Genomic DNA, 21,020 nt, shown 5'->3' with positions numbered 1-21,020 from the left:
TAGCAGAGTTTAATTATTATTCAACTGTGACTGATTTTGCTAAATTTCTAGGTTTATCAATGTCATACCCTTTTTTAAGAGCTGAATAATAAGCTAATTTTTGCAATGGAACAGTTAATAAAAAAGGCAACAAGTCATCATTGGCACTTTCAACTAATACTGTTTCCCAAATATTTTCTGAAAAAACTTCGTCTTTGCTCTTGTTAGTAATCAATAAAACTTTAGCCCCTCTTGCTATTACTTCCTGCATATTAGAAATTGTTTTTTTATAATAATTATCTCTTGGAGCTAAGACAACAACTGGCATTCCATCTTCAATTAAAGCTAAAGGCCCATGTTTCATCTCACCTGCAGGGTACCCTTCAGCATGAACGTAAGCTAATTCTTTTAATTTTAACGCCCCTTCTAATGCAATTGGGTAAGAAAAGCCTCTGCCTAAAAACATCGAACCTTTTGCATCAGTAAATGAACTTGAAACTGTCTGGATTTTACTCTCTGTAAGTAAAGTTTGCTCAACTAATTTAGGTAATAACTTTAAGTCTTTAATTTTGTTTAAATATAAATCTTTGTCCAAGTCTTTTCTTAAAATTCCTAATTTTAATACCAAAATATATAAAACCAACATTTGACCCATAAAAGCTTTTGTGGATGCAACACCAATTTCTTGCCCACAATGAATGGGTAAAACAAAGTTAGAGTCCCTTGCAATAGAGCTTTCTATAACATTAACTACACTGCAAGTTTTCATGTTATTTTTATTGCATAAATCTAGAGCCGCATAAGTATCTGCTGTTTCACCAGACTGAGAAACAAAAATGTATAAATTATCATCTTTAAATCTATTTTTTCGGTATCTAAACTCGGATGCAATATCAATTGTTACATCAAGTGTAGTATTTTCTTCAAACCAATACTTTGCCATTAAGCAAGAATGGTAAGCTGTACCACAACCAATTAAAGTAACTGAAGAAATTTCTTTAATATCCCATGGAAAATTATAGATGTTGATGTCGTTGTTAATTGTATCAACATACTCTTTTATACAGTTCTTTAATGTTGTTGGCTGTTCTTCAATCTCTTTTGCCATAAAATGTTTAAAATCACCTTTGTCATAATCCTGTTCTTTTGAAGATAATTCTAAAACTTTCTTATTAACTTTTAAGCCTTCTTCATCAAAAAACTCAACCTGGTCTTTTTTTATAATACAAAAATCTCCATCATTTAAATATGAAATTTTATTAGTCATAGACTTTAAAGCATAAGAGTCTGAGCCTAGATAATTTTCGTTAGGACCATAACCAACTGCAAGTGGAGACCCTCTTCTAGCACCTACTATAAGATCTGGTTGATCTTTAAAGATTATACCTAAAGCAAAACTTCCATGTAATTGCTTAAGAGTTTCAATAATTGCCTCTTTTAAATCTAATTCTTTTAAATACTCTGTTATTAAATGAACAATTACCTCAGTATCTGTTTGAGATTTAAATACATGACCCTTGTTTATTAAATGCTTTTTTAAAAGTGTAGAATTTTCAATAATCCCATTATGTACAACCGATACACTCTCTGAAGAATGAGGATGTGCATTAATAGTATTTGGAATACCGTGCGTTGCCCATCTAACATGTCCAATTCCAATAGGGCCCGACATATTCTTAACTGCAAGATTTTTTTCTAAAATATCAACTCTGCCTTCTGATTTTGCCTCACTTACAATTCCATTTGATAGTGTGGCAATTCCTGCAGAGTCGTATCCTCTATATTCTAATTTTCTAAGAGAATTAATAATTGTTGATGAAACCGGTTTATTACTAGCTATTCCTATTATTCCACACATTTTATTTCGTTCTTCTTTTGTAGTTTTTAACTTCTGTTTGAGAGCTTCTAGTTAAAGCTAATGAATTTTTTTTAACTTTCTTTGTAATAACTGATCCTGCCCCAACAATACTATTCTTTTCAAGAGTAATTGGTGCAACTAATGATGAGTTAGATCCTATAAATACATTATCTCTAATTTTTGTTTTACTTTTTTTAACACCATCATAATTACAGGTAATTGTACCAGCTCCAACATTTACACCTTTACCCAATTCACTATCGCCAATGTAGGATAAATGATTAATTTTTGATTTTTTTCCAACTGTACTTTTTTTAACTTCTACAAAATTTCCAATTTTTGAACCTTCTTCAAGAATAGTTCCTGGTCTTAATCGTGCATAAGGTCCAACTTCAACTTTATTTTTTATTTTACAATCTTCTAAATGTGAAAATGAATTGATAGTTACATTATTTCCAATTTTAACTTTTGGCCCGATGACAACATATGGATTAATAGTAACGTTTTTTCCAACCTTTGTATCTTTTGAAAAAAAAATAGTTTCAGGACCAATCATCTTTACACCAGACTTGATAAAAAATTTACGAAGTTTTTCTTGTTCAATATTAGAATTTATTTGTTTCATCTGGAAATATTTTTATATTAAGTGTATAGATAGCTTAATTCACAATTTATTTCTTAAAAATACTTTATTAATGACTCAAAATTACTCAATTTTATTTGACCTAGATGGAACATTAGTCGATACCGCACCTGATTTAATGAATGCTCATAATCATGTAATGAGAAAATATGGTTACCCCACCAAATCTACTGCTGACATTAGAAATTTAGTGGGTCAAGGAGCTGGTGCGATGATTGGTAGATCTATATGGGGGCAAGCAAAAAAAGAGTTTGGTAAAATTGATGATCAAAAAATTAAAGCTGAAATGGTAAAAGATTTCGTTAATTTTTATGGAAAAAATATTATTAAAGAAAGCACACTTATTAATGGGGTAAAAGAATTTCTAAAATGGTGTAAAGAAAAAGAAATTTCAATGGCAGTTTGTACTAATAAACAAGAACACCTAGCAATTGATCTTTTAAAAAAAATTGGAATTTATGATTACTTTGAGTACGTTGCTGGGTCTGATACGTTTGATTATTGCAAACCCGATCCAAGACACATAACAAGTATTATTGAAATCATCGGGGGTGATGTAAAAAAATCTCTAATGTTTGGGGACAGTGAAACTGATGCAAATGCAGCAAAGGCTGCCTCTGTTCCTGTTATTTTATTAGAAAATGGTTATACAGAAAAAAATTCTAATGAAATTTACCATAATCATTTAATAAAAGACTTTATTGGTGTTGAAAAAATAGTTTCAACTTACTTAAAAGATTGATTTAATTTTTTTTCTTACTATTAATAGGTTTGCACAATTAAGGAGGCCTAATGATTTCACATAAAGTTAAAGTTTACCCATCAAAAATTGATTTACCTAAAAAAAATCAATTAGCATGGAAAATTGCTGAAATTGCCTCTGATAATGCAAAGTTAGATAAGGCAGCCATTGAGATGGTTATTAATAGAATAATTGATAATGCTTCAGTTGCCATTGCTTCTTTAAATAGAAAAGCGGTTATCTCTTCAAGGGAAATGGCCTTAAAACATCCTAGAAAAAATGGTGCGAATTTATTTGGTATTGATTCAAAATTAAAATTTGATTGTGAATGGGCTGCTTGGTCAAATGGAACAGCTGTTAGAGAGCTTGATTTTCATGATACTTTTTTAGCAGAAGATTACAGTCACCCTGGAGATAACATTCCACCCATCTTAAGTGTTGCTCAACAAACTAAAAAAAGTGGACTAGATTTGTTAAGAGGAATTATCACTGGTTATGAAGTTCAAGTTAATTTAGTTAAAGGAATTTGTTTGCATAAACATAAAATAGATCACATAGCACACTTAGGACCAAGTGTTGCTGCAGGTTTGGGTGCAATGTTAAAACTCAACACTGAAACAATTTATCAAGCAGTTCAACAAGCTCTACATACAACAGTTTCAACAAGACAATCTAGAAAAGGTGAAATCTCTAGTTGGAAAGCTTACGCCCCTGCTCATGCTGGTAAACTTGCAATTGAAGCAGTTGATAGAGCAATGCGTGGTGAAGGTGCTCCAAGTCCTATTTATGAAGGAGAAGACAGTGTTATAGCTAGAATATTAGATGGGAAGAAAGCTTTATATAATGTGCCTCTACCTAAGAAAAAAGAATCTAAGAGAGCGATACTTGAGACCTATACAAAAGAATATTCAGCTGAATACCAGTCTCAAGCACTAATAGATATTGCTAAAAAACTTAATAAGAAAATTCCTAATTTAAATCAAATAAAAAAAATTGATATTCACACAAGTCATCACACTCATTACGTAATTGGAACTGGTGCAAATGATCCACAAAAAATGGATCCAAATGCAAGTAGAGAAACACTTGATCACTCTATTATGTACATTTTTGCAGTAGCACTTGAGGATGCTGATTGGCACCATGTTAAATCATATACCAAACAAAGAGCTAATAGAAAAAGCACTATAAAAATTTGGAAATCAATTACGACGTTTGAAGATAAAAAATGGACTAAAAAATATCACGATCCTAATCCAAAAAATAAATCATTTGGTGCAAGAGTTGTAGTTACTTTAAATAATGGTAAAAAAATTATAGAACAATTAGATAGAGCAGATGCTCATCCATATGGAGCACGTCCGTTTAAAAGACAAAATTATATAAATAAGTTTTTAACGTTAACAGACGGTATCTTAGATAAAAAAGAGAGTGCACGTTTCTTAAAAGTTGTTCAAAATCTTAAAAACCTGAAAGCTGGAGAGTTAAATAAATTAAACATCCAGGTTAAAAGAAGTCAGATAAAGAAAAATACGAAACAAGGAATTTTTTAATGCATTTTGTAGAAAAAGAGCCCAGTCAAAAAAGAGCTGACTTTGTTAGTAAACTAAAATCAAATAAAATTTTAAGAGTTCCTGGTGCTTATAACCCACTAACAGCAAAACTAATTGAAGAAATTGGGTATGATGCAGTTTATGTATCAGGTGGAGTTATGGCTAATGATTTAGGATTTCCAGATATTGGTTTAACTACGCTGCAAGATGTTAGTACTAGATCTTATTTAATATCTAGAGTTACAAGTTTACCTACCATCGTTGATATCGACACTGGCTTTAAGTCTTGTGAAGAAACTATTAAAACTTTTGAAGAATTTGGGGTGTCAGCAGTTCACTTAGAAGATCAAGTAGAACGAAAAAGATGTGGTCACTTAGATAACAAAGAATTAATTTCAACAGAAGCAATGGTTAAAAAAATTAAAGAATGTGTTGCAGCTAAACAAGATGAAAATTTTAAGATTATAGCAAGATCTGATGCTAAAGGAGTTGAGGGAATAGATAAGATGATTGATAGATGTAAGGCATATATTGATGCTGGAGCTGAAATTATTTTCCCAGAAGCTTTGCAAGATGAAAAAGATTTTGAAAAAGTTAGAAAAGAATTATCCTGTTACTTGTTAGCGAATATGACGGAATTTGGAAAATCTAAGCTATTCAATTACAAAGAATTAGAAAACTTTGGGTATAATATTGTGATTTATCCAGTAACTACACAAAGATTAGCCATGAAAAATGTAGAAGATGGTCTTAGAGACATTTTTGTGAATGGACATCAGAACAACATTATTGATAAAATGCAAACTAGAAAAAGACTTTACGAATTAGTAGAATATGAAAAGTACAATTCGTTAGATGAAAAAATTTATAACTTTAGTACGGAAGGACATGAATAATGAGTGATGATATTAAAAAAGGTTTACTAGGGATAGTTGTTGATGAAACAGAAATTTCAAAAGTTATGCCAGAAATCAACTCTCTTACTTATAGAGGTTATGCAGCTCAAGATTTATGTGCAAGATGTGATTTTGAAGAAGTTGCTTACTTAATTTTAAATAAAGAATTACCTAATAAAAAACAATTAAAAGAATTTAAGAAAGAATTATCTAAAGAAATAACTTTATCTAAAAATTTATTAAGTATTTTAAAAAAAATACCTAAAAATTCTCATCCAATGGATGTTGCAAGAACAGCTGTTAGCGTCATGGGTCTTGAAGACAAAGAAACTAAAGACAGCTCACCAAAAGCAAATTTAAGAAAGGCGATTAGAATTCTTGCAAAAACACCTACTGCCTTAGCTGCTTTTTACAGACTTCGAAAAGGGAAAAAAATTATAGCTCCAAAGAAAAATCTTACTTTTTCTGAAAACTTTTTCCATATGAGCTTTGGCAAAGTTCCTGAAAAAGAAATTGTTAAGGCTTTCGATGTGTCATTGATTTTATACGCTGAGCATAGTTTTAACGTATCAACATTTACAGCAAGAACTATTACCAGTAGTTTATCTGATATTCATGGAGCAATCACAGGTGCGATCGCTAGTTTAAAAGGTCCTCTTCATGGTGGTGCTAATGAAGAAGTAATGCACATGATGAAGAAAATTAAAAAACCTGAGAATGCTTTAAAATGGATTACGAAGGCTTTAAAAAACAAAGATGTAGTAATGGGATTTGGTCATAGAGTTTACAAAAGTGGAGACTCAAGAGTTCCAACCATGAGAGAATACTTTAAAAGAGTAGCTATTATTAAAAAAGATAAAACATTTGAAAAAATTTATGACATTGTTGAAAAGGTAATGATTAAAGAAAAAAATATTTATCCAAATGTTGATTACCCAACTGGACCTACTTACCATTTAATGGGTTTTGATACTGATTTCTTTACCCCAATATTTGTAATTTCAAGAATTACAGGTTGGTCCGCTCATATTATGGAACAACATGCTGCTAATAAATTAATTAGACCTCTTGCAAGTTATAAAGGTAGCAAGCACAGAAAAGTTATTCAATTAAATCAAAGATAATTTTAAAAAACTTATCTCAAGATTATTTAATTTTTATACAGATAAAAAAAAGGGACAGTAAATACCATCCCTTTAAATCTTAATTTGGTAAAATCGGACTTAACTAAAAGCTTCTGTCCAAGTTCCTTGAGTTGCTGCTTTAGAATATTCAGTAGAACGACCTTCGAAGAAGTTCATGTGTTCAACTGCATTCAACATAGAATCTAACCAAGTAAGTGGGTTTTTGTCCACATCATAAATTGGCTCTAATCCAAGCTGAGATAATCTTCTATTAGCAATAAATCTTATATAAAGTTTTACATCTTGTGCCGTAAGACCTTGCATAGGACCCATTTCAAAAGCTAAATCAATGAAAGCATCTTCATGCTCAATGATTGTTCTACATGCTTTGTAAAGTTCTGCTTTTAATTCAGGAGTCCAGATTTCTGGGTTCTCATGAATGAACTCTTTAAACAATCTAATCATAGAATTACAGTGCAACGTTTCATCTCTTACTGACCAAGTAACAATTTGGCCCATCCCTTTCATTTTATTGTGTCTTGGGAAGTTAAGTAAGATTGCAAAACTTGCAAACAATTGTAAGCCTTCAGTGAACGCACTAAATACAGCTACTGTTAATGCAATATCTTTTTTTGAACTCATGTCAAAATTTTGCATGTAGTCGTATTTATCTTTCATCTCTTTATATTTCATGAACGCTGAATATTCAGACTCAGGCATTCCAATCGTATCAAGTAAATGAGAGTAAGCAGCGATATGAACTGTTTCCATTGAAGCAAAAGCAGTCATCATCATTAAAACTTCTGTAGGTTTAAATACAGTTGTATAATGTCTTAAATAACAATTTTGCACTTCAACATCGGCTTGAGTAAAAAATCTAAAAATTTGTGTTAATAAATTTTTTTCAGATTGAGTTAAATTTTTCTGCCAATCTCTAACATCATCACCAAGAGGCACTTCCTCTGGTAACCAATGAATTCTTTGTTGAGTTAACCAAGCATCATAACACCATGGATATCTAAAAGGTTTGTAAACTGGGTTTTCAACTAGTAGTCCCATTTTTTGGGGTTTAACTATTTCCTCTTTTGGTGGTTGAATAATTTTAGTATTCATTTTTTCTACTGACATGATAGGCACTCCTCGTATTCTGGTTGTTCAGTTGTTTGTGGTTTTGATTTGTAAACATTTGCGTTAACATCTGTTGCTTTAGTGTCATTAACATTTTCCGCACGTTGAATTGATTTTGATCTACAGTAATAAAGGCTCTTTAAACCTTTTTTCCAAGCATCAAAATGAATTTTGTGTAATTCTCTTTTGTGAATATCAGCTGGCACGAATAAGTTAATTGATTGAGCTTGAGAAATATACGGCGTTCTATCTCCACTTAATTCAATAATCCATTTTTGATCCAACTCAAAAGCAGTTTTGAAAACATCTTTTTCTAAATCAGTTAAAAAATCTAAATGAGAAACAGATCCTTGGTTTGTTGTAATACCAGACCAAACATCATCAGTATTTTTCCCATGTTTTTCTAATAATTCAACTAAGTATCTGTTTCTAACATTAAATGATCCAGATAAAGTTTTGTGTGTGTAACTATTTGCTGCAACTGGCTCTACTCCAGGGGATGCTCCACCACAGATAATAGAAATAGAAGCTGTGGGTGCAATCGCAGTTTTGTTAGAAAATCTTTCATTATAACCATAATCTGCAGCATCTGGACAAGCTCCTCTTTCATCAGCTAAATCTTTTGAGGCTTGATCAACATGTTCTTGAATATGTTTGAATATCTTTTTATTCCAAGCTTTACTCATCACAGATTCAAGTGGAATACTATGCTTTTGCAAATAAGAATGGAAACCCATTACACCTAGGCCAACACTTCTTTCTTTTTCAGCAGAATATTTTGCATCATCAAATTGCTCTGGAGCTCTTTCAATAAAATCAGTTAATACGTTATCTAAAAATCTCATAACATCATTGATCATAACGTTATCGTCTTTCCACTCATCATACTTTTCTAAGTTTAAAGATGATAAACAACATACAGCAGTTCTATCTCTGCCATTTTTATCTATTCCAGTAGGTAATGTGATCTCACTACAAAGGTTAGAAGTTTTAACAGTTAGATTTGCTAACTTATGGTGTTGTGGAATTTGTCTGTTAACTGTATCGATATAAATAATATAAGGTTCACCCGTTTCAATTCTTGCAGTTAATAATCTAATCCATAAATTTCTTGCAGAGATCGTTTGTTGTACAGTTCCATCAGCAGGACTTTTTAGTGCCCACTGTTCATCTGTTTCAACCGCTCTCATAAATGCATCGGATACTAAAACACCATGATGAAGGTTTAATGCTTTTCTATTAGGATCTCCACCTGTAGGTCTTCTCATTTCTATAAATTCTTCAATTTCAGGATGTTCAATTGGAAGATAACAAGCAGCCGATCCTCTTCTTAATGAACCTTGGCTAATTGCCATTGTTAACGAGTCCATTACTTTAATGAAAGGAATTATTCCTGATGTCTTTCCAACTTTACCAATTTTTTCTCCAATAGATCTAAGGTTACCCCAGTAACTTCCGATCCCACCACCTTTAGCAGCTAACCAAACGTTCTCACTCCATAGATCAAGTATTCCATTTAAACTATCTGATGCTTCATTTAAAAAACATGAAATGGGTAAACCTCTTTTAGTTCCCCCGTTTGATAAAACTGGAGTTGCTGGCATGAACCATAAATTACTAATGTAGTTATAAATTCTTTGTGCATGTAAATTGTCATCGGCGTATGAACTTGCAACACGGGCAAATAAATCTTGAAAAGATTCGTTGTGACCTAAGTAACGATCTTTTAAAGTTGCTCTACCAAAGTCTGTTAATTTATTGTCTCTTGATCTATCAATTTTAATAATGATACCTTTTTCATTTTGAAAAAGTTCAGTGTCATTGCTAAGTGAAAATAAATCTGGTCCTTTATTTTTTGAAAGTTCGCTATTATCTGGGCTATATTCGGAGACAGCTTTCTTGAGTGCCTGTGATAGAATTTTGTTCATATTTTAAGTTTATTTTAGTTTTTTTTACAAAACAACTATATGTTGTATGCTGAAAGCATTGATACACCATATAAATCATTATTCAACAGAACGTTTATAGAACATATAAAAAAAATATCAATAAAAAAATTAAATTGATTGTAGAAACATAAGCAATGACAACAGAATTAAAAATAGATCCGTATGGCTTCAGGGAGTATGACGCGAGGTGGTTGTATGAGAAGGACATAAACAGAATCGGAATAGAGAATCTAGGCAAAGGTTTAGGTACTCAAATTATAAAACATACAAAAAAAGCGAATCCAAGAGTAATTGTTGGTCATGATTATAGATCTTACAGTGAAGAAATAAAATCTGCACTTAAAAAAGGTCTGCTTTCAACAGGATGCAATGTTGAAGACATAGGTTTATCATTATCCCCTACTGTTTATTTTGCACAATTTAATTTAGATGCGGATGCTGTTGCAATGGTTACTGCTAGTCACAATGAAAATGGTTGGACTGGAGTTAAAATGGGTATCAAAAAAGGTTTAACCCATGCACCTGAAGAGATGAAAGAATTAAAAGAGATAACTTTAAATGAAAATTTCATAAAAGGTGAAGGAGTTGAAAAACAAATAGAAGGTTTTCAACAAATTTATAAAGATGATTTAATAACTAAAAATAAAATCACAAAAAAAATTAAAGCAGTTGTTGCTTGTGGTAATGGGACGGCTGGAATATTTGCCCCTGAAATTTTAAGAGGAATTGGTTGTGAGGTAATTGAACTTGATTGTGATCTTGATTGGACTTTTCCAAAATACAATCCAAATCCAGAAGATTTAGAAATGTTACATGCAATTGCAAAAGCGGTAAAAGATAATAACGCAGATATTGGTTTTGGTTTTGATGGTGATGGCGATAGAGTTGGTGTAATTGATAATTTGGGGGATGAAATCTTTTCAGATAAAATTGGATTATTAATTGCAAGAAACTTATCTAAAACTCATAAAAATTCTAAGTTTATAGTCGATGTTAAATCAACTGGACTGTACGCAACTGACAAGGTCTTAAAAGAAAATAACTGTCAAACCATTTATTGGAAGACAGGTCACTCACACATTAAAAGAAAAGTTAATACTGAAAAAGCTTTAGCTGGATTTGAGAAAAGTGGGCATTTTTTCTTTAATCAACCTTTAGGTTTTGGTTATGATGATGGAATTAATTCTGCAATTCATGTGTGTCATTTATTAGATAACCAAAATAAATCTATGAATGAAATTATAAAAGAACTACCTAACACTTTTCAAACCCCAACAATGGCTCCCTTTTGTAAAGATGAAGAGAAATATCAGGTTGTTGAAGATTTAGTTAAACAAGTAAACACTATTAAAGATAATAAAACTAAAATTGATGACCAAGAAATTAGTGAAGTCTTAACGGTTAATGGTATCAGATTTTCTTTTAAAGATGGATCGTGGGGATTAATTAGAGCCTCATCAAATAAGCCATCACTTGTGATTGTGACCGAAAGCCCAACATCAAATGAGAGAAAGAAAAAGATCTTTGATTTCATCGATGATCTTTTACAAAAAACTGGCAAAGTTGGTGAATATGATCAAAAAATATAAATATTTACTAATCTTTATCCTCCTGTTTACCTCTAAAAGTCATGCTCTAAGCCCTCAATATGAGAAGGAATTATACATTGGATGTTATACCAACTCTAAGCAATATTTGGGTAACGAAAATGCTAAAATATACTGTCAGTGCACAATTGATAAATTAAGTGCAAAATTCAATGACAAACAAATCGATGAAGTCTTTAGTAAAACACCTGAAGAGATCATGGAGCTAACTGCATTTGCAACAGAGGAATGTGAAAATAACAAATGATGACCCCAAAAGATTATATATCCCTATATTTACTAGTTATTGTCTTAACGGTAGTCTCCGTTAACTTCATGTACCGTCTCTATTTTTAGTAATATTACCTATTCTATATTATCAGTGTGATTTTAAAACTACCAACATAGAATAAATTCAGGTGTATAGGTGATGGAATGAGAGTTAATCAGCTAATAAGATCGTAGTATTTAAATATTGATTAATAAAATGATTATAGCGATAGCAATTAACACAGCACTCACAATAATATAATTCAATCTAATATTAAATTTTTTAAGGACTATTTCAGTAATCTTTTCCCAGAATAATACGATTAAGAAGATGATTATAGCTGGCAGAATATATTTGATCATAAGTCCATAATTATTGTGTAAGCTAAATAAGTAAGTTCAATGGTTAATAGTATTTCAAGTCCAGACATAATTTAAATCTACCAAACCTTAAATCAGGTGTCCAGTTGATGGAATGAAGACAAAGATAACTGCTTGTTTAATGTTCATTTTTTACAATATGTCATTTATAGATGTGCTCCACATAGGATCTGAATGCTTATCCCAATAGAGTTTGTGAATTTTTCTTGTAATATCCCCTACCGTTCCTTGTTTAATATTTTCCCCACTTACTTTTGTTATTGGCATTACCCCTCCTGCTGTTGAAGTTGCAAATAATTCTTTAGATGATTTTAACATTTCAATCGTTATAGATTTTTTATTAACTTTGATATTTAGTTCTTTAGCTAAATCAATAACGGTTTGTCTTGTAATTCCTTCTAGTACTCCATGGTCTGGGGTATTAATTCCATTTTCATCAACAGAGAAAATATTAAAGCCTGGGCCTTCAGAGATATTATTATGCTCATCTACTAATAAAGCAGTATGATGTCCTCTTTCATAAGCATCAAGCATACCGGTGACTAAATCCATCCAATGATAATTTTTAATAGTTGGATCAACTGAACTTGGAGGAATTCTTGTTATATCGGTTAAATATACATCTAATCCTTTTTCAAAATCTTCTGGTTTAAGTATCCAACCAAAGGGAACTGCAAAAGCCATAAAACGTGGTGTCGCTTTACGAGGATCTCTAACAAAATTTGGAGACATTCCTCTTGTTTGTATCATTTCAACATAAGAATCTTCAAGATCAGCTTTTTTAACACAACCTGCTAATATTTTTTTTATTTCTTCACGACTAAGTCTGCATGGCATTCTCAGTTTTTCTGTTGATTTAAAGAAACGATCAATATGTTTATCTAATTGAAAAAATCTACCCTTCCAAACATGAACAACATCATATGTGGCATCAGATCTTAGAAAACCCCAATCTAAAATAGGAATTTTAGCTTCAGAAAGTTGAATGAACTCACCGTTCATCCATGCCGATCCTTTTGGAAAAATATCACTCACTGACAAACCCTACCAATATTCAAATCAGGTGTCTAGGTGATGGAATTAGCTAATATTAAATATAATTAAAGAAGTCTTAGGTGTGGGTAATATTGTTATTTAATCTTTATTTTATAATCCAAAAAATGATATTTATTATATAAACCAAAATACCATAAAATAAGAACATTAGAAATTTGTCTTTTCCTGACTTTTCTTTCCAATTCAAAGTAAATAACGCAGCTGGAGATGCAACCAATAAAATAACCCCAACAACAATTACCAATACTGATAAAATTATAAATACATTCATAAATTAGTTTTTATCATAAATTTTCTTAAATATTAAATCTGTCTTTAATTAATAAGTTTAACCAGATCTAGTTGTTTCGAAGCTTTGGAAAAACCAGCAAGTTTTGTGTCGATATTAATTACTTGTTTATTAGAAAAACTTTTAACCGACATTAGTAGTTTTTGACTTTTTATTAAACTTTCATAAACCTTATCATATTGAGCCTGCTCATCTTTTATTTCAGTATCTGTTTTTAATAAAACTAAACATCCAAAACTCTCACAATTAGCCCATTTTAACTCTATTATTTCGTTATCATCAAATTTTAATTGTAAATTACTTTGCAAATCTATTCCTAGAGGTGAAATTATTGTAATAATTTTATTCAGTTGATTTTTTGAATTATAAAATTTTGAATAAACAATTGAAAAATTAATATTAGAATTTTGAATTCTTACAGATTGTGAAACTTCACAATTTTTTTTATCAGTACTTTCTATACATTGATATGTCCAATTTTCATATTGTTGGGTGATTACTTTTGGTGGTAATTCTTCAGCTACTACTAAAGTTGAAACAAGTACAAAAATAAAAAGATGTATAGTTTTCATTAATAATTTTTTGTTAAACTAAAATATGCACGATTTCCTTTTGTAAGTCCATCTACATCTTTGGTTTCTGTATCTGAGCCTGGGTTATTACCAATTGTAAAAGCATAGGTAGCATTAAAATTAATATCTTTAAATATTGTAGCATCTAAAGCAAAACCCCATCCTCTTAAGATATAATTGTTTTTTAGTTTTGGATTTGTTGAATTCCAATTTTCATAAAGATGTTTATGAAGTTTTATTTTTCCATAATCATAAAAAAGTGTGCCTTCAAATTTATCAAAATTTCTCTTAAGCTCTAAGTTTGTAACAAAACCTAAATCACCAGATGCCTCACTGGATGGATATGCTCTAACACCATTAACTCCACCAAGTGAAAATTGATCAGACCCATCAAGATTATCTGCTGAATATTGACCATTAAATTTAATTAATAAATTTGTTTTTTGATTTAAATTTTGCAATCTATTTAAAATCAAATTACTCTTTAAATTTCTTCCATTGGTATCAGTGGTGGTTTGATCTGTTTCAAAATTTGTTTGATTATCTGTTAAATCAACATCTCCCAAAGAAAAAGATATGGAACCAAAATTTACACCCCCACCAAATGCATTGTCTGTTTTATCAAACCCCACATTTAGCAAAGCTTTTGTGGTGTCTTTATCACTATTATTGCCAGTATTGAGATTATTGACATAGTCATTTCTTGAAAGTGATAAAGAGGAATTTAGATTAAATCTTAAAGTTTCAATTAATTTTTTACTTAAAGTAACATTATATTCAGTTGAATAACCAGATGGTTTGGTTGAATCAAATGGATCAGACAACTTATATTCCATTTTTGATGTTCTAAATGTTGACTGTAGACCATTATAACCCAATGGAAAAATTGCACTTAAAGCATAGTAATTAGATTTTTCATACTGGTCTTCATTCAATACATCTCCCGTCATTGTGCTAGAAAAAATAAATCGTTCTCCAAGATTAAAAAGACCATCTATATTAATTGAGTTTGATAATCTTCCAGTTCCTGAAGATCTTGATCCATGATTATTTGTAATTGTAGATCCTGAAAACATTGGTGTATTAAATATTTGAATTTTAATATCTGTTTCACCAAAGTTTTCTCCTTCTTGAAGTTCAGCTATAGCATTTATTCCATATAAACTATTAATTTGTCTAATATTTTTGTCTAACTGACCTATGTTTAAAACAGATTCTTTTTCTAATTTGTTATTAATAAATTTTTCAATTTTTTTTTTTGATAGATTTATTTCAGATGATCCTGTGTCAATTATAATTTTACCTAATTTACCCTCTACAATCTTAATAATTATTATTCCTTCATTAATGTTTTGTTCTGGTAAATAGGCTGTAGCTAGAAAACCTCTTGTTCTATAATAGTTTGATATAACGTTAGTTACATTAAGTAAATCATCATAGTTAAGTTCTTGAGAAATAAAATTTTCTATACTTTTTTTTAATTCCTCACTTGAATATTTAATATTTCCATCAAATAAAATATCTGTAACTAAAATTTTTAAAAGCTGATCTTGGTTATCTTGCTCAATATTAGTTTTGGGCTCAATTAAAGTTTGTTCCTCTTGTTGTTTAGGTAATTGTGGAAGTTCTTTATTAAGATCGTCTACTGTTGGAATAGTTTCAGCATGTAAAGAGCTACTGAATAAAATTAAAAACAAAACTTTTAAAGAAAAATTAAACATAATCTGTTTAACAACTTAGATTTTGATCTACTTCACATGCTCCTAAATCAGGGTTTTCTTTGCTTGTATTTGGATTTAAAAAACTAGCTTTTATTTTTCCACCAGGTCCTTTTAAAAATAATTCTTTAATGTCCCTTGGTGCTTTATTAAAGTTATCGTTTGAAAAATCATTATTACTAGATGTGTTTGATTTTATCGTAGCTAAATTATTTCTTGTACTTTGGAAATTGTTAAAAAATCCTTGAGTGTTATTTCTTGGCTTAGGATTTATATCTTTTCCAAAATCAGAGCTATCTCCATAAACAATTTCTACAGATCTTTTAAAACCTATTGATCTATTTCCTGAAAATGAGATGTTTTTAAAAGTATCTAAAAAAGAATTTCTTAATATTTTTGTAATTTGATTTGCTCCTTTCTCGGCTTTTTTTGCTCTATCGTTTGAACTTGATGATGACCCCATAGTTTGTCCCAATCCTTTTTTAGTTCCAACTGGAACAGAGTTATTAATGGTTCCATAATTTCTGTTAATCACTTGATAACCAGTAAGACCATTATAGCCAGCTAGTGCGGTACTTCTTCCAACTGTTGAATTAAAATTTACCACAGGTATAGAATTTGTACCTCGATCAATTTCAATGGCTTTAGCAATTAAAGTATGTTTTCCTTTAACGGTATCATTTACTGTGCCATTGAATTCAACTTTAGGATCCATTGATAAAAATGTTCTAGTGGTGCCATTCGTTGCTGTACTTCCAATTAATACATCGCCATTGTAAGTTTGTTCTTCATAAGTCATTACATCCCCTTTGATAGTAATTTCATTTGCATCTACTACTAATTTATAAAAACTATCTGCTGTATTATTAATGTTTACAACTTGATCATTAAAAGCGTAACCAACTCTATCTCCAAATAAAACATTTCCTGTACCTGCATCAATGTTAAGAGATCTAGCTTTTGCATTCCCTTCCCCTTTTAAAGTTCCTTTAAAACTAATATCAGAGTTTGTAGTTGAAATTTCAGCAGGTGTTGCTCTTGACCCCGCTTTTACTACAACGTTGTTATTATAAATCTGTGCACCGGTCGTTGTAATTCCTGAGTCTAATTGAACATTTCCAGAAACTGTTAATGAAGGTAAAGTTATACTTGAAGCTGTTGAAATTCTACCTCCAGAAGAGGTAATTGTTGCAGAACCAAATGAGTTTGCATGACCTGCTTTAAACCCACCGTCTGCAATATTTAATGCACCTGCAAAAGTATTATTGCCACTAAATGTTGAAGTACCTGTTCCACCTAATAATAAAGTACCTGCGCCAGATAGAACACCTGAGTAAGTATTATTTTGAGCAGTATCAATTTCTAAAGTAGCACCAGCAGCTATTGCTACAGTTCCTGCGGCTGTGTTAGTTCTTCCCCAGTCTCCATTAAGAACTAATTTTCCAGCATCAATCTGTAATCCAATTGAGCTACTATTTAATTCTTGACCAGATGTTGCAGCAAAAGTGGTTGTCCCTGTTCCTTTTTTAATTAAGTTACCTGCAGCAGCGTATCTTGAAATACCACCGGCTACAGAAGTGTTTGCGTTATTTGAACCAAATTCTATATTTCGACCACCCACAAGTCTCCAATCAGTCATATCTCCAGCTAGACCTCCAAGAATAATATTTCCACTTCCACTTGTTCTGCTAAAACCTCTACCAACGTTTGTCCTTGTTGGTGATAAATAAACTGTACTGTTTTGGAAAGCTTTTGGTGTTATTTCAATATTGTTATTACTTCCTGAAGTAAAATTAAATTTTGTATCTCCGGTATAGGTATTCTCTCCATAAAATCTTATTGTTTTTGAACCTGATCTTGTAAAAGTTATTCCACCGATGCCATTTACAACTCCTTGAATGTGTGCGGCGCCGCTTCCACCTGAGCCCGTTTCAATAAATTGCTGACCTGAGGTTGGTAGATTAATACCTCGATTAGCTGACCAGTATGTATGGCCCGCAGTGTTAGAGCTATTTTTACTTCCAAAGATTGCTTTACCACCGTTTTTTAAAATAATGTTATCTGGGTCTACTGATCCTGGTAATGCTCCCCAGTTTCTGTCAGTGAATGCTGCAATAATTCCACCATCAATTACCGTTCCACCTGTATAGGTATTGGTAGCTTTTGGTTCATAGGTTCCTGTTCCAGTAACTAAAACATTTCCAGATCCTGAAATTACACCAGTTGAAATTAAATTTGCACTTGTATCAAATTTAAAAACTCCACTATTTGCAATTGCTCCAGCATATGAACCAGCGCCTAAATTTCCTGAGCCACTTAATGTAAGTGTCCCTGCCGAAATAGTAGTGCTGCCTGTGTAAGTATTATTTCCTCTTAAAAGTAAATTACCATTTCCAGTTTTAGTTAAATTTTTACTGCTTCCACTAATTACTCCATCAATAATTAAATTATTATCAGCTTTGATAGTTGAGTGTGCTCCTAAAGTAATATTTCCATCCCAATACTGACCAAAACCATTTGTTCCACGAAGTGTTCCGCCATTTAAAGTTAGTGCATTAGTTAAAGCGCCATCATCACTTCGATCAATCCAAAGCGTTGCACCACTTGCAACTGAGATTGATCCTGTTCCAAAAACATTATTTGATCTACTTGCGGCACCACCAAATAATGTACCAGCGCTAACTGTTGTGCCTCCTGTATAGGTATTATTTGCTGAAGTGGTTAATCTTGAAGTTCCAGCTTTAACTAAAGCAGTATCTCCACTAATCACTCCTGAAATAGTTGAGCCACCAGAGTTTGTTACTGTCAAATCTCCACCAACTTCTATAGCTTGAGCGCTAAACTGATTTGCAGTTATAGATAAATTGTTTATTGCGGCACCTGCATCTACTGCTTCAATTGATATCGCATTCAAAATTGGATTAACGTCATTGCCATGTAATCTCCCTCCACTATTTTCAGCAGTTCTTCCTGATAATCTAAACATTACATTTGTTGACGCTGCCTCAAATTGATAGGTCAAATATCTTCCTCGATTAACACTGGTGCTTCCAGCATCTAAAGGTCTAAAATCATCTACAATTTTTGTTCCATCTACATAGACATCAAAATATCTATTATAATTTTGTTCTTTAAATAAAGCTTGAATCTTATATTTTTGGCCAGCTGTAGCATTTGTAAATTGGACATAAGGAGAATGTCCCGTTCCACCAGACCATCTAATACCCTTCATTATGTTATTCAAACCTGTGTTGCCATAATTTCTTGAATTCCAATTTTGGATTTCATGTTGGAATGACTCATTTGCATTTGAGGTATTATTAGATGCGCGACCATCTTGAAATGTCACATCACCTATAGTGGTTGCTGTTCCAGCTATGTTAATCGCGTTCAAGAAAGTACCACTAAAATCTAAATCACTTATTGATGTAAAATTACCTTGAGCAAATCCTGCAGAATAATCACCTACTTGTTTAACTACATTAGATGAAAAAGTGACATTTCCCGTGCCAGCATTAATTGTAAAATTATTACTATTTTCTCCAGTAACAGCTCGAATAACACCACTAATATCTACATTACCTCCGTTTGTGGTAAATGTCGTATTGGTTGCTCCAATTTCTAAAATTGTATTTATATCAATAGATAAAGTTCCATTAGAAGATGTAATATTTGCATTCAAAACCGTGGTTGTAGCATCAAATGTTAAAGTAGAATTTCTAGATCCTGAGTAAGAAATATTATTATTTAAAGTGATTGTGTTATCTGCTGTTAACGTTACATCCGTACTTGCTAAGTTAGAGGCATAAGTAGAGGCTTCTGATGATCCGATTGTTAAATCAGTTGGATCAACTAACCAATTTCCATAACTTCCGCTAACAGAACTGGTATTAACTCTAATTCCATTAATATCAAGATCTGCTCCAGAAGTTTCAATTTGACCACCACTGCCATCGATACCTTTAGCTTCTAATGTTCCGCTTACTGTTGTGAGTGAATTTGAATTTTTTATATCAGACCATGCTACAATTATTCCACCTGATCCACTTGTTAAGGCGTTTGCTGTGATTTTAGAATTTGAATCAATATTTAGATATGTTGCTTGAAGTAAATCACCTGAACCTTGCCAATCTCCACCAATTAAAACTTTTCCTCCCCCTGTTTTACCATCAGCTGATATTGTTGCAGTATTGATATCAATTTCTTTTGCAGTTACTTCTACTGAGCCACTATTTGAAGTGTCAGAGTTAGAATTTAATGTACCTGAAATTGTTGAAGCACCATTTGAACCTGCATCAATTTTAATATCTTTGGCTGTAATTGCTCCAGTATTAGTAACTAATTTAACAATTCCATTCTCTGATATTAAACCATCTGCTTTGGCATTTTCAATTTTAATTACTTGATCAACGACAGATTGAGCAATATCTGTTTTTAAAGTCACAATTCCATTTTGAGATTTAATAATTCCTTCGTTGTTAATTGAAGATTTTATTTTTGAAGGATTGACTGATACCGTTAAAAGATTGCTATCACTTATACTTAATTTTAGATTATCTCCAGCAGCAAGGCTTGTTGCAACATTTGTATTAATAGTTCCTTTATTAGTAATTATTGGAGAAAGCAAAGCAACATACTCACCCTCTATGTTACCTTCGTTTATTAAAGTTGAATTATTGTTAGTTGAAAAGTTATAGGTATTATTTAAATAATTTTGATTAGTTAAATTTAAAGTTGATAAAATTGCACCCTCAGATCTAATTGCAGACGTAGGTCCTGTTAAAATTCCTGTAGGATTAACTAAAATTAGACGACCATTAGAAAAAATAGATCCATTGATGATTGATTGACCACTTAATACATTATTTAAAATACTTGATCTTGAGGTTGGTTGATTAAAATGTACTGATGCACTTGAACCTACATTAAAAGTATCCCAATTCACTATTCCTTGATTAGATGTTTGATTTACATCCATCTTTCCAACTTCTGGGATTGAAATTGTTACGGTTCCACTAATTACATTTCCACCAGTTGGAAGTGTTGTTGCTGCAATATCGGCAAATGAATAGGTGTATGGATTTCCAATACTAAGGAGATAGATAAATAACCAAGTTAAAAAACTTTTTAGTCGTTTCATATTTTCTTAACTTGTATTTTGGGTGGGGCATGGTTTAAATTTGAAAACCAACCTTTTTGATTTCCCAAGCCCATAGATGTGCACTTGGTTGTAGCACTTAACCAATATGACATAATTGCTGTTTTTTTCATATTTT

At 31.5% G+C, this 21,020-nt stretch carries 15 protein-coding genes; 6 read left to right on the top strand and 9 right to left on the bottom strand.

Going from position 1 to position 21,020, the window contains the following annotated elements; genetic code table 11:
• Positions 1-16: 16 nt before the first annotated feature.
• Both glmS and AC5SL3_RS02400 read right to left on the bottom strand, forming a co-directional pair.
• The gene (glmS, locus tag AC5SL3_RS02405) at positions 17-1,837 is read right to left on the bottom strand and encodes a glutamine--fructose-6-phosphate transaminase (isomerizing) (protein ID WP_494578597.1); all 1,821 of its coding nucleotides are present in this window, start codon (positions 1,835-1,837) and stop codon (positions 17-19) included.
• Between the two features lies 1 nt (position 1,838).
• Positions 1,839-2,462 (bottom strand): DapH/DapD/GlmU-related protein, encoded by a 624-nt coding sequence (locus AC5SL3_RS02400; RefSeq protein ID WP_494574595.1) that lies wholly within the window; start codon positions 2,460-2,462, stop codon positions 1,839-1,841.
• 70 nt (positions 2,463-2,532) lie between these two features.
• Between AC5SL3_RS02400 and AC5SL3_RS02395 the strand changes: the two genes are divergently transcribed.
• The 4 genes from AC5SL3_RS02395 to AC5SL3_RS02380 are packed head-to-tail and all read left to right on the top strand — an operon-like array spanning position 2,533 to position 6,795.
• The gene (locus tag AC5SL3_RS02395) at positions 2,533-3,222 is read left to right on the top strand and encodes an HAD-IA family hydrolase (RefSeq protein ID WP_271499403.1); all 690 of its coding nucleotides are present in this window, start codon (positions 2,533-2,535) and stop codon (positions 3,220-3,222) included.
• 50 nt (positions 3,223-3,272) lie between these two features.
• Positions 3,273-4,775, top strand: a complete 1,503-nt coding sequence (locus tag AC5SL3_RS02390; protein ID WP_494578596.1) for an MmgE/PrpD family protein — start codon at positions 3,273-3,275, stop codon at positions 4,773-4,775.
• Positions 4,775-5,671 (top strand): methylisocitrate lyase, encoded by an 897-nt coding sequence (gene prpB / locus AC5SL3_RS02385; RefSeq protein ID WP_006996772.1) that lies wholly within the window; start codon positions 4,775-4,777, stop codon positions 5,669-5,671. The genes AC5SL3_RS02390 and prpB overlap by 1 nt, the downstream gene beginning before the upstream one ends.
• Positions 5,671-6,795, top strand: coding sequence for a bifunctional 2-methylcitrate synthase/citrate synthase (locus AC5SL3_RS02380; RefSeq protein ID WP_494578594.1), 1,125 nt, complete (start codon positions 5,671-5,673; stop codon positions 6,793-6,795). Before prpB ends, AC5SL3_RS02380 begins: the two co-directional genes overlap by 1 nt.
• A gap of 99 nt (positions 6,796-6,894) precedes the next feature.
• Here AC5SL3_RS02380 and AC5SL3_RS02375 read toward each other — a convergent pair whose 3' ends face one another.
• Positions 6,895-7,908: a ribonucleotide-diphosphate reductase subunit beta gene (locus AC5SL3_RS02375; RefSeq protein WP_011282174.1), complete on the bottom strand. Its 1,014-nt coding sequence runs from the start codon at positions 7,906-7,908 to the stop codon at positions 6,895-6,897.
• A 5-nt stretch (positions 7,909-7,913) separates the two neighbouring features.
• Positions 7,914-9,851: a ribonucleoside-diphosphate reductase subunit alpha gene (locus AC5SL3_RS02370; protein WP_278387125.1), complete on the bottom strand. Its 1,938-nt coding sequence runs from the start codon at positions 9,849-9,851 to the stop codon at positions 7,914-7,916.
• A gap of 155 nt (positions 9,852-10,006) precedes the next feature.
• Between AC5SL3_RS02370 and AC5SL3_RS02365 the strand changes: the two genes are divergently transcribed.
• The gene (locus tag AC5SL3_RS02365; RefSeq protein ID WP_494578593.1) at positions 10,007-11,461 is read left to right on the top strand and encodes a phosphomannomutase/phosphoglucomutase; all 1,455 of its coding nucleotides are present in this window, start codon (positions 10,007-10,009) and stop codon (positions 11,459-11,461) included.
• Positions 11,462-11,567: 106 nt separating this feature from the next.
• Complete coding sequence (locus tag AC5SL3_RS02360) at positions 11,568-11,726, top strand: hypothetical protein (protein ID WP_494578591.1); 159 nt, start codon at positions 11,568-11,570, stop codon at positions 11,724-11,726.
• A 515-nt stretch (positions 11,727-12,241) separates the two neighbouring features.
• Here AC5SL3_RS02360 and AC5SL3_RS02355 read toward each other — a convergent pair.
• From AC5SL3_RS02355 to AC5SL3_RS02335, 5 genes are all read right to left on the bottom strand, one after another.
• Positions 12,242-13,111 carry an aminotransferase class IV gene (locus AC5SL3_RS02355; protein WP_494578779.1) on the bottom strand — a complete coding sequence of 290 codons (870 nt, stop codon included), beginning with the start codon at positions 13,109-13,111 and terminating at the stop codon, positions 12,242-12,244.
• Positions 13,112-13,250: 139 nt separating this feature from the next.
• Positions 13,251-13,436, bottom strand: coding sequence for a hypothetical protein (locus AC5SL3_RS02350; protein WP_006996719.1), 186 nt, complete (start codon positions 13,434-13,436; stop codon positions 13,251-13,253).
• A gap of 44 nt (positions 13,437-13,480) precedes the next feature.
• Positions 13,481-14,026, bottom strand: coding sequence for an invasion associated locus B family protein (locus tag AC5SL3_RS02345; protein ID WP_494578589.1), 546 nt, complete (start codon positions 14,024-14,026; stop codon positions 13,481-13,483).
• Positions 14,026-15,747, bottom strand: a complete 1,722-nt coding sequence (locus tag AC5SL3_RS02340) for a ShlB/FhaC/HecB family hemolysin secretion/activation protein (RefSeq protein ID WP_494578588.1) — start codon at positions 15,745-15,747, stop codon at positions 14,026-14,028. Before AC5SL3_RS02340 ends, AC5SL3_RS02345 begins: the two co-directional genes overlap by 1 nt.
• Before the next feature lie 7 nt (positions 15,748-15,754).
• Positions 15,755-20,884 (bottom strand): beta strand repeat-containing protein, encoded by a 5,130-nt coding sequence (locus tag AC5SL3_RS02335; protein ID WP_494578586.1) that lies wholly within the window; start codon positions 20,882-20,884, stop codon positions 15,755-15,757.
• Between the last annotated feature and the right edge of the window lie 136 nt (positions 20,885-21,020).

It is taken from the genome of Candidatus Pelagibacter sp. PS_34, assembly GCF_059417845.1.
Note: the sequence above shows the minus strand (reverse complement) of the source record. Positions and strands in the feature narration are given on the sequence as shown.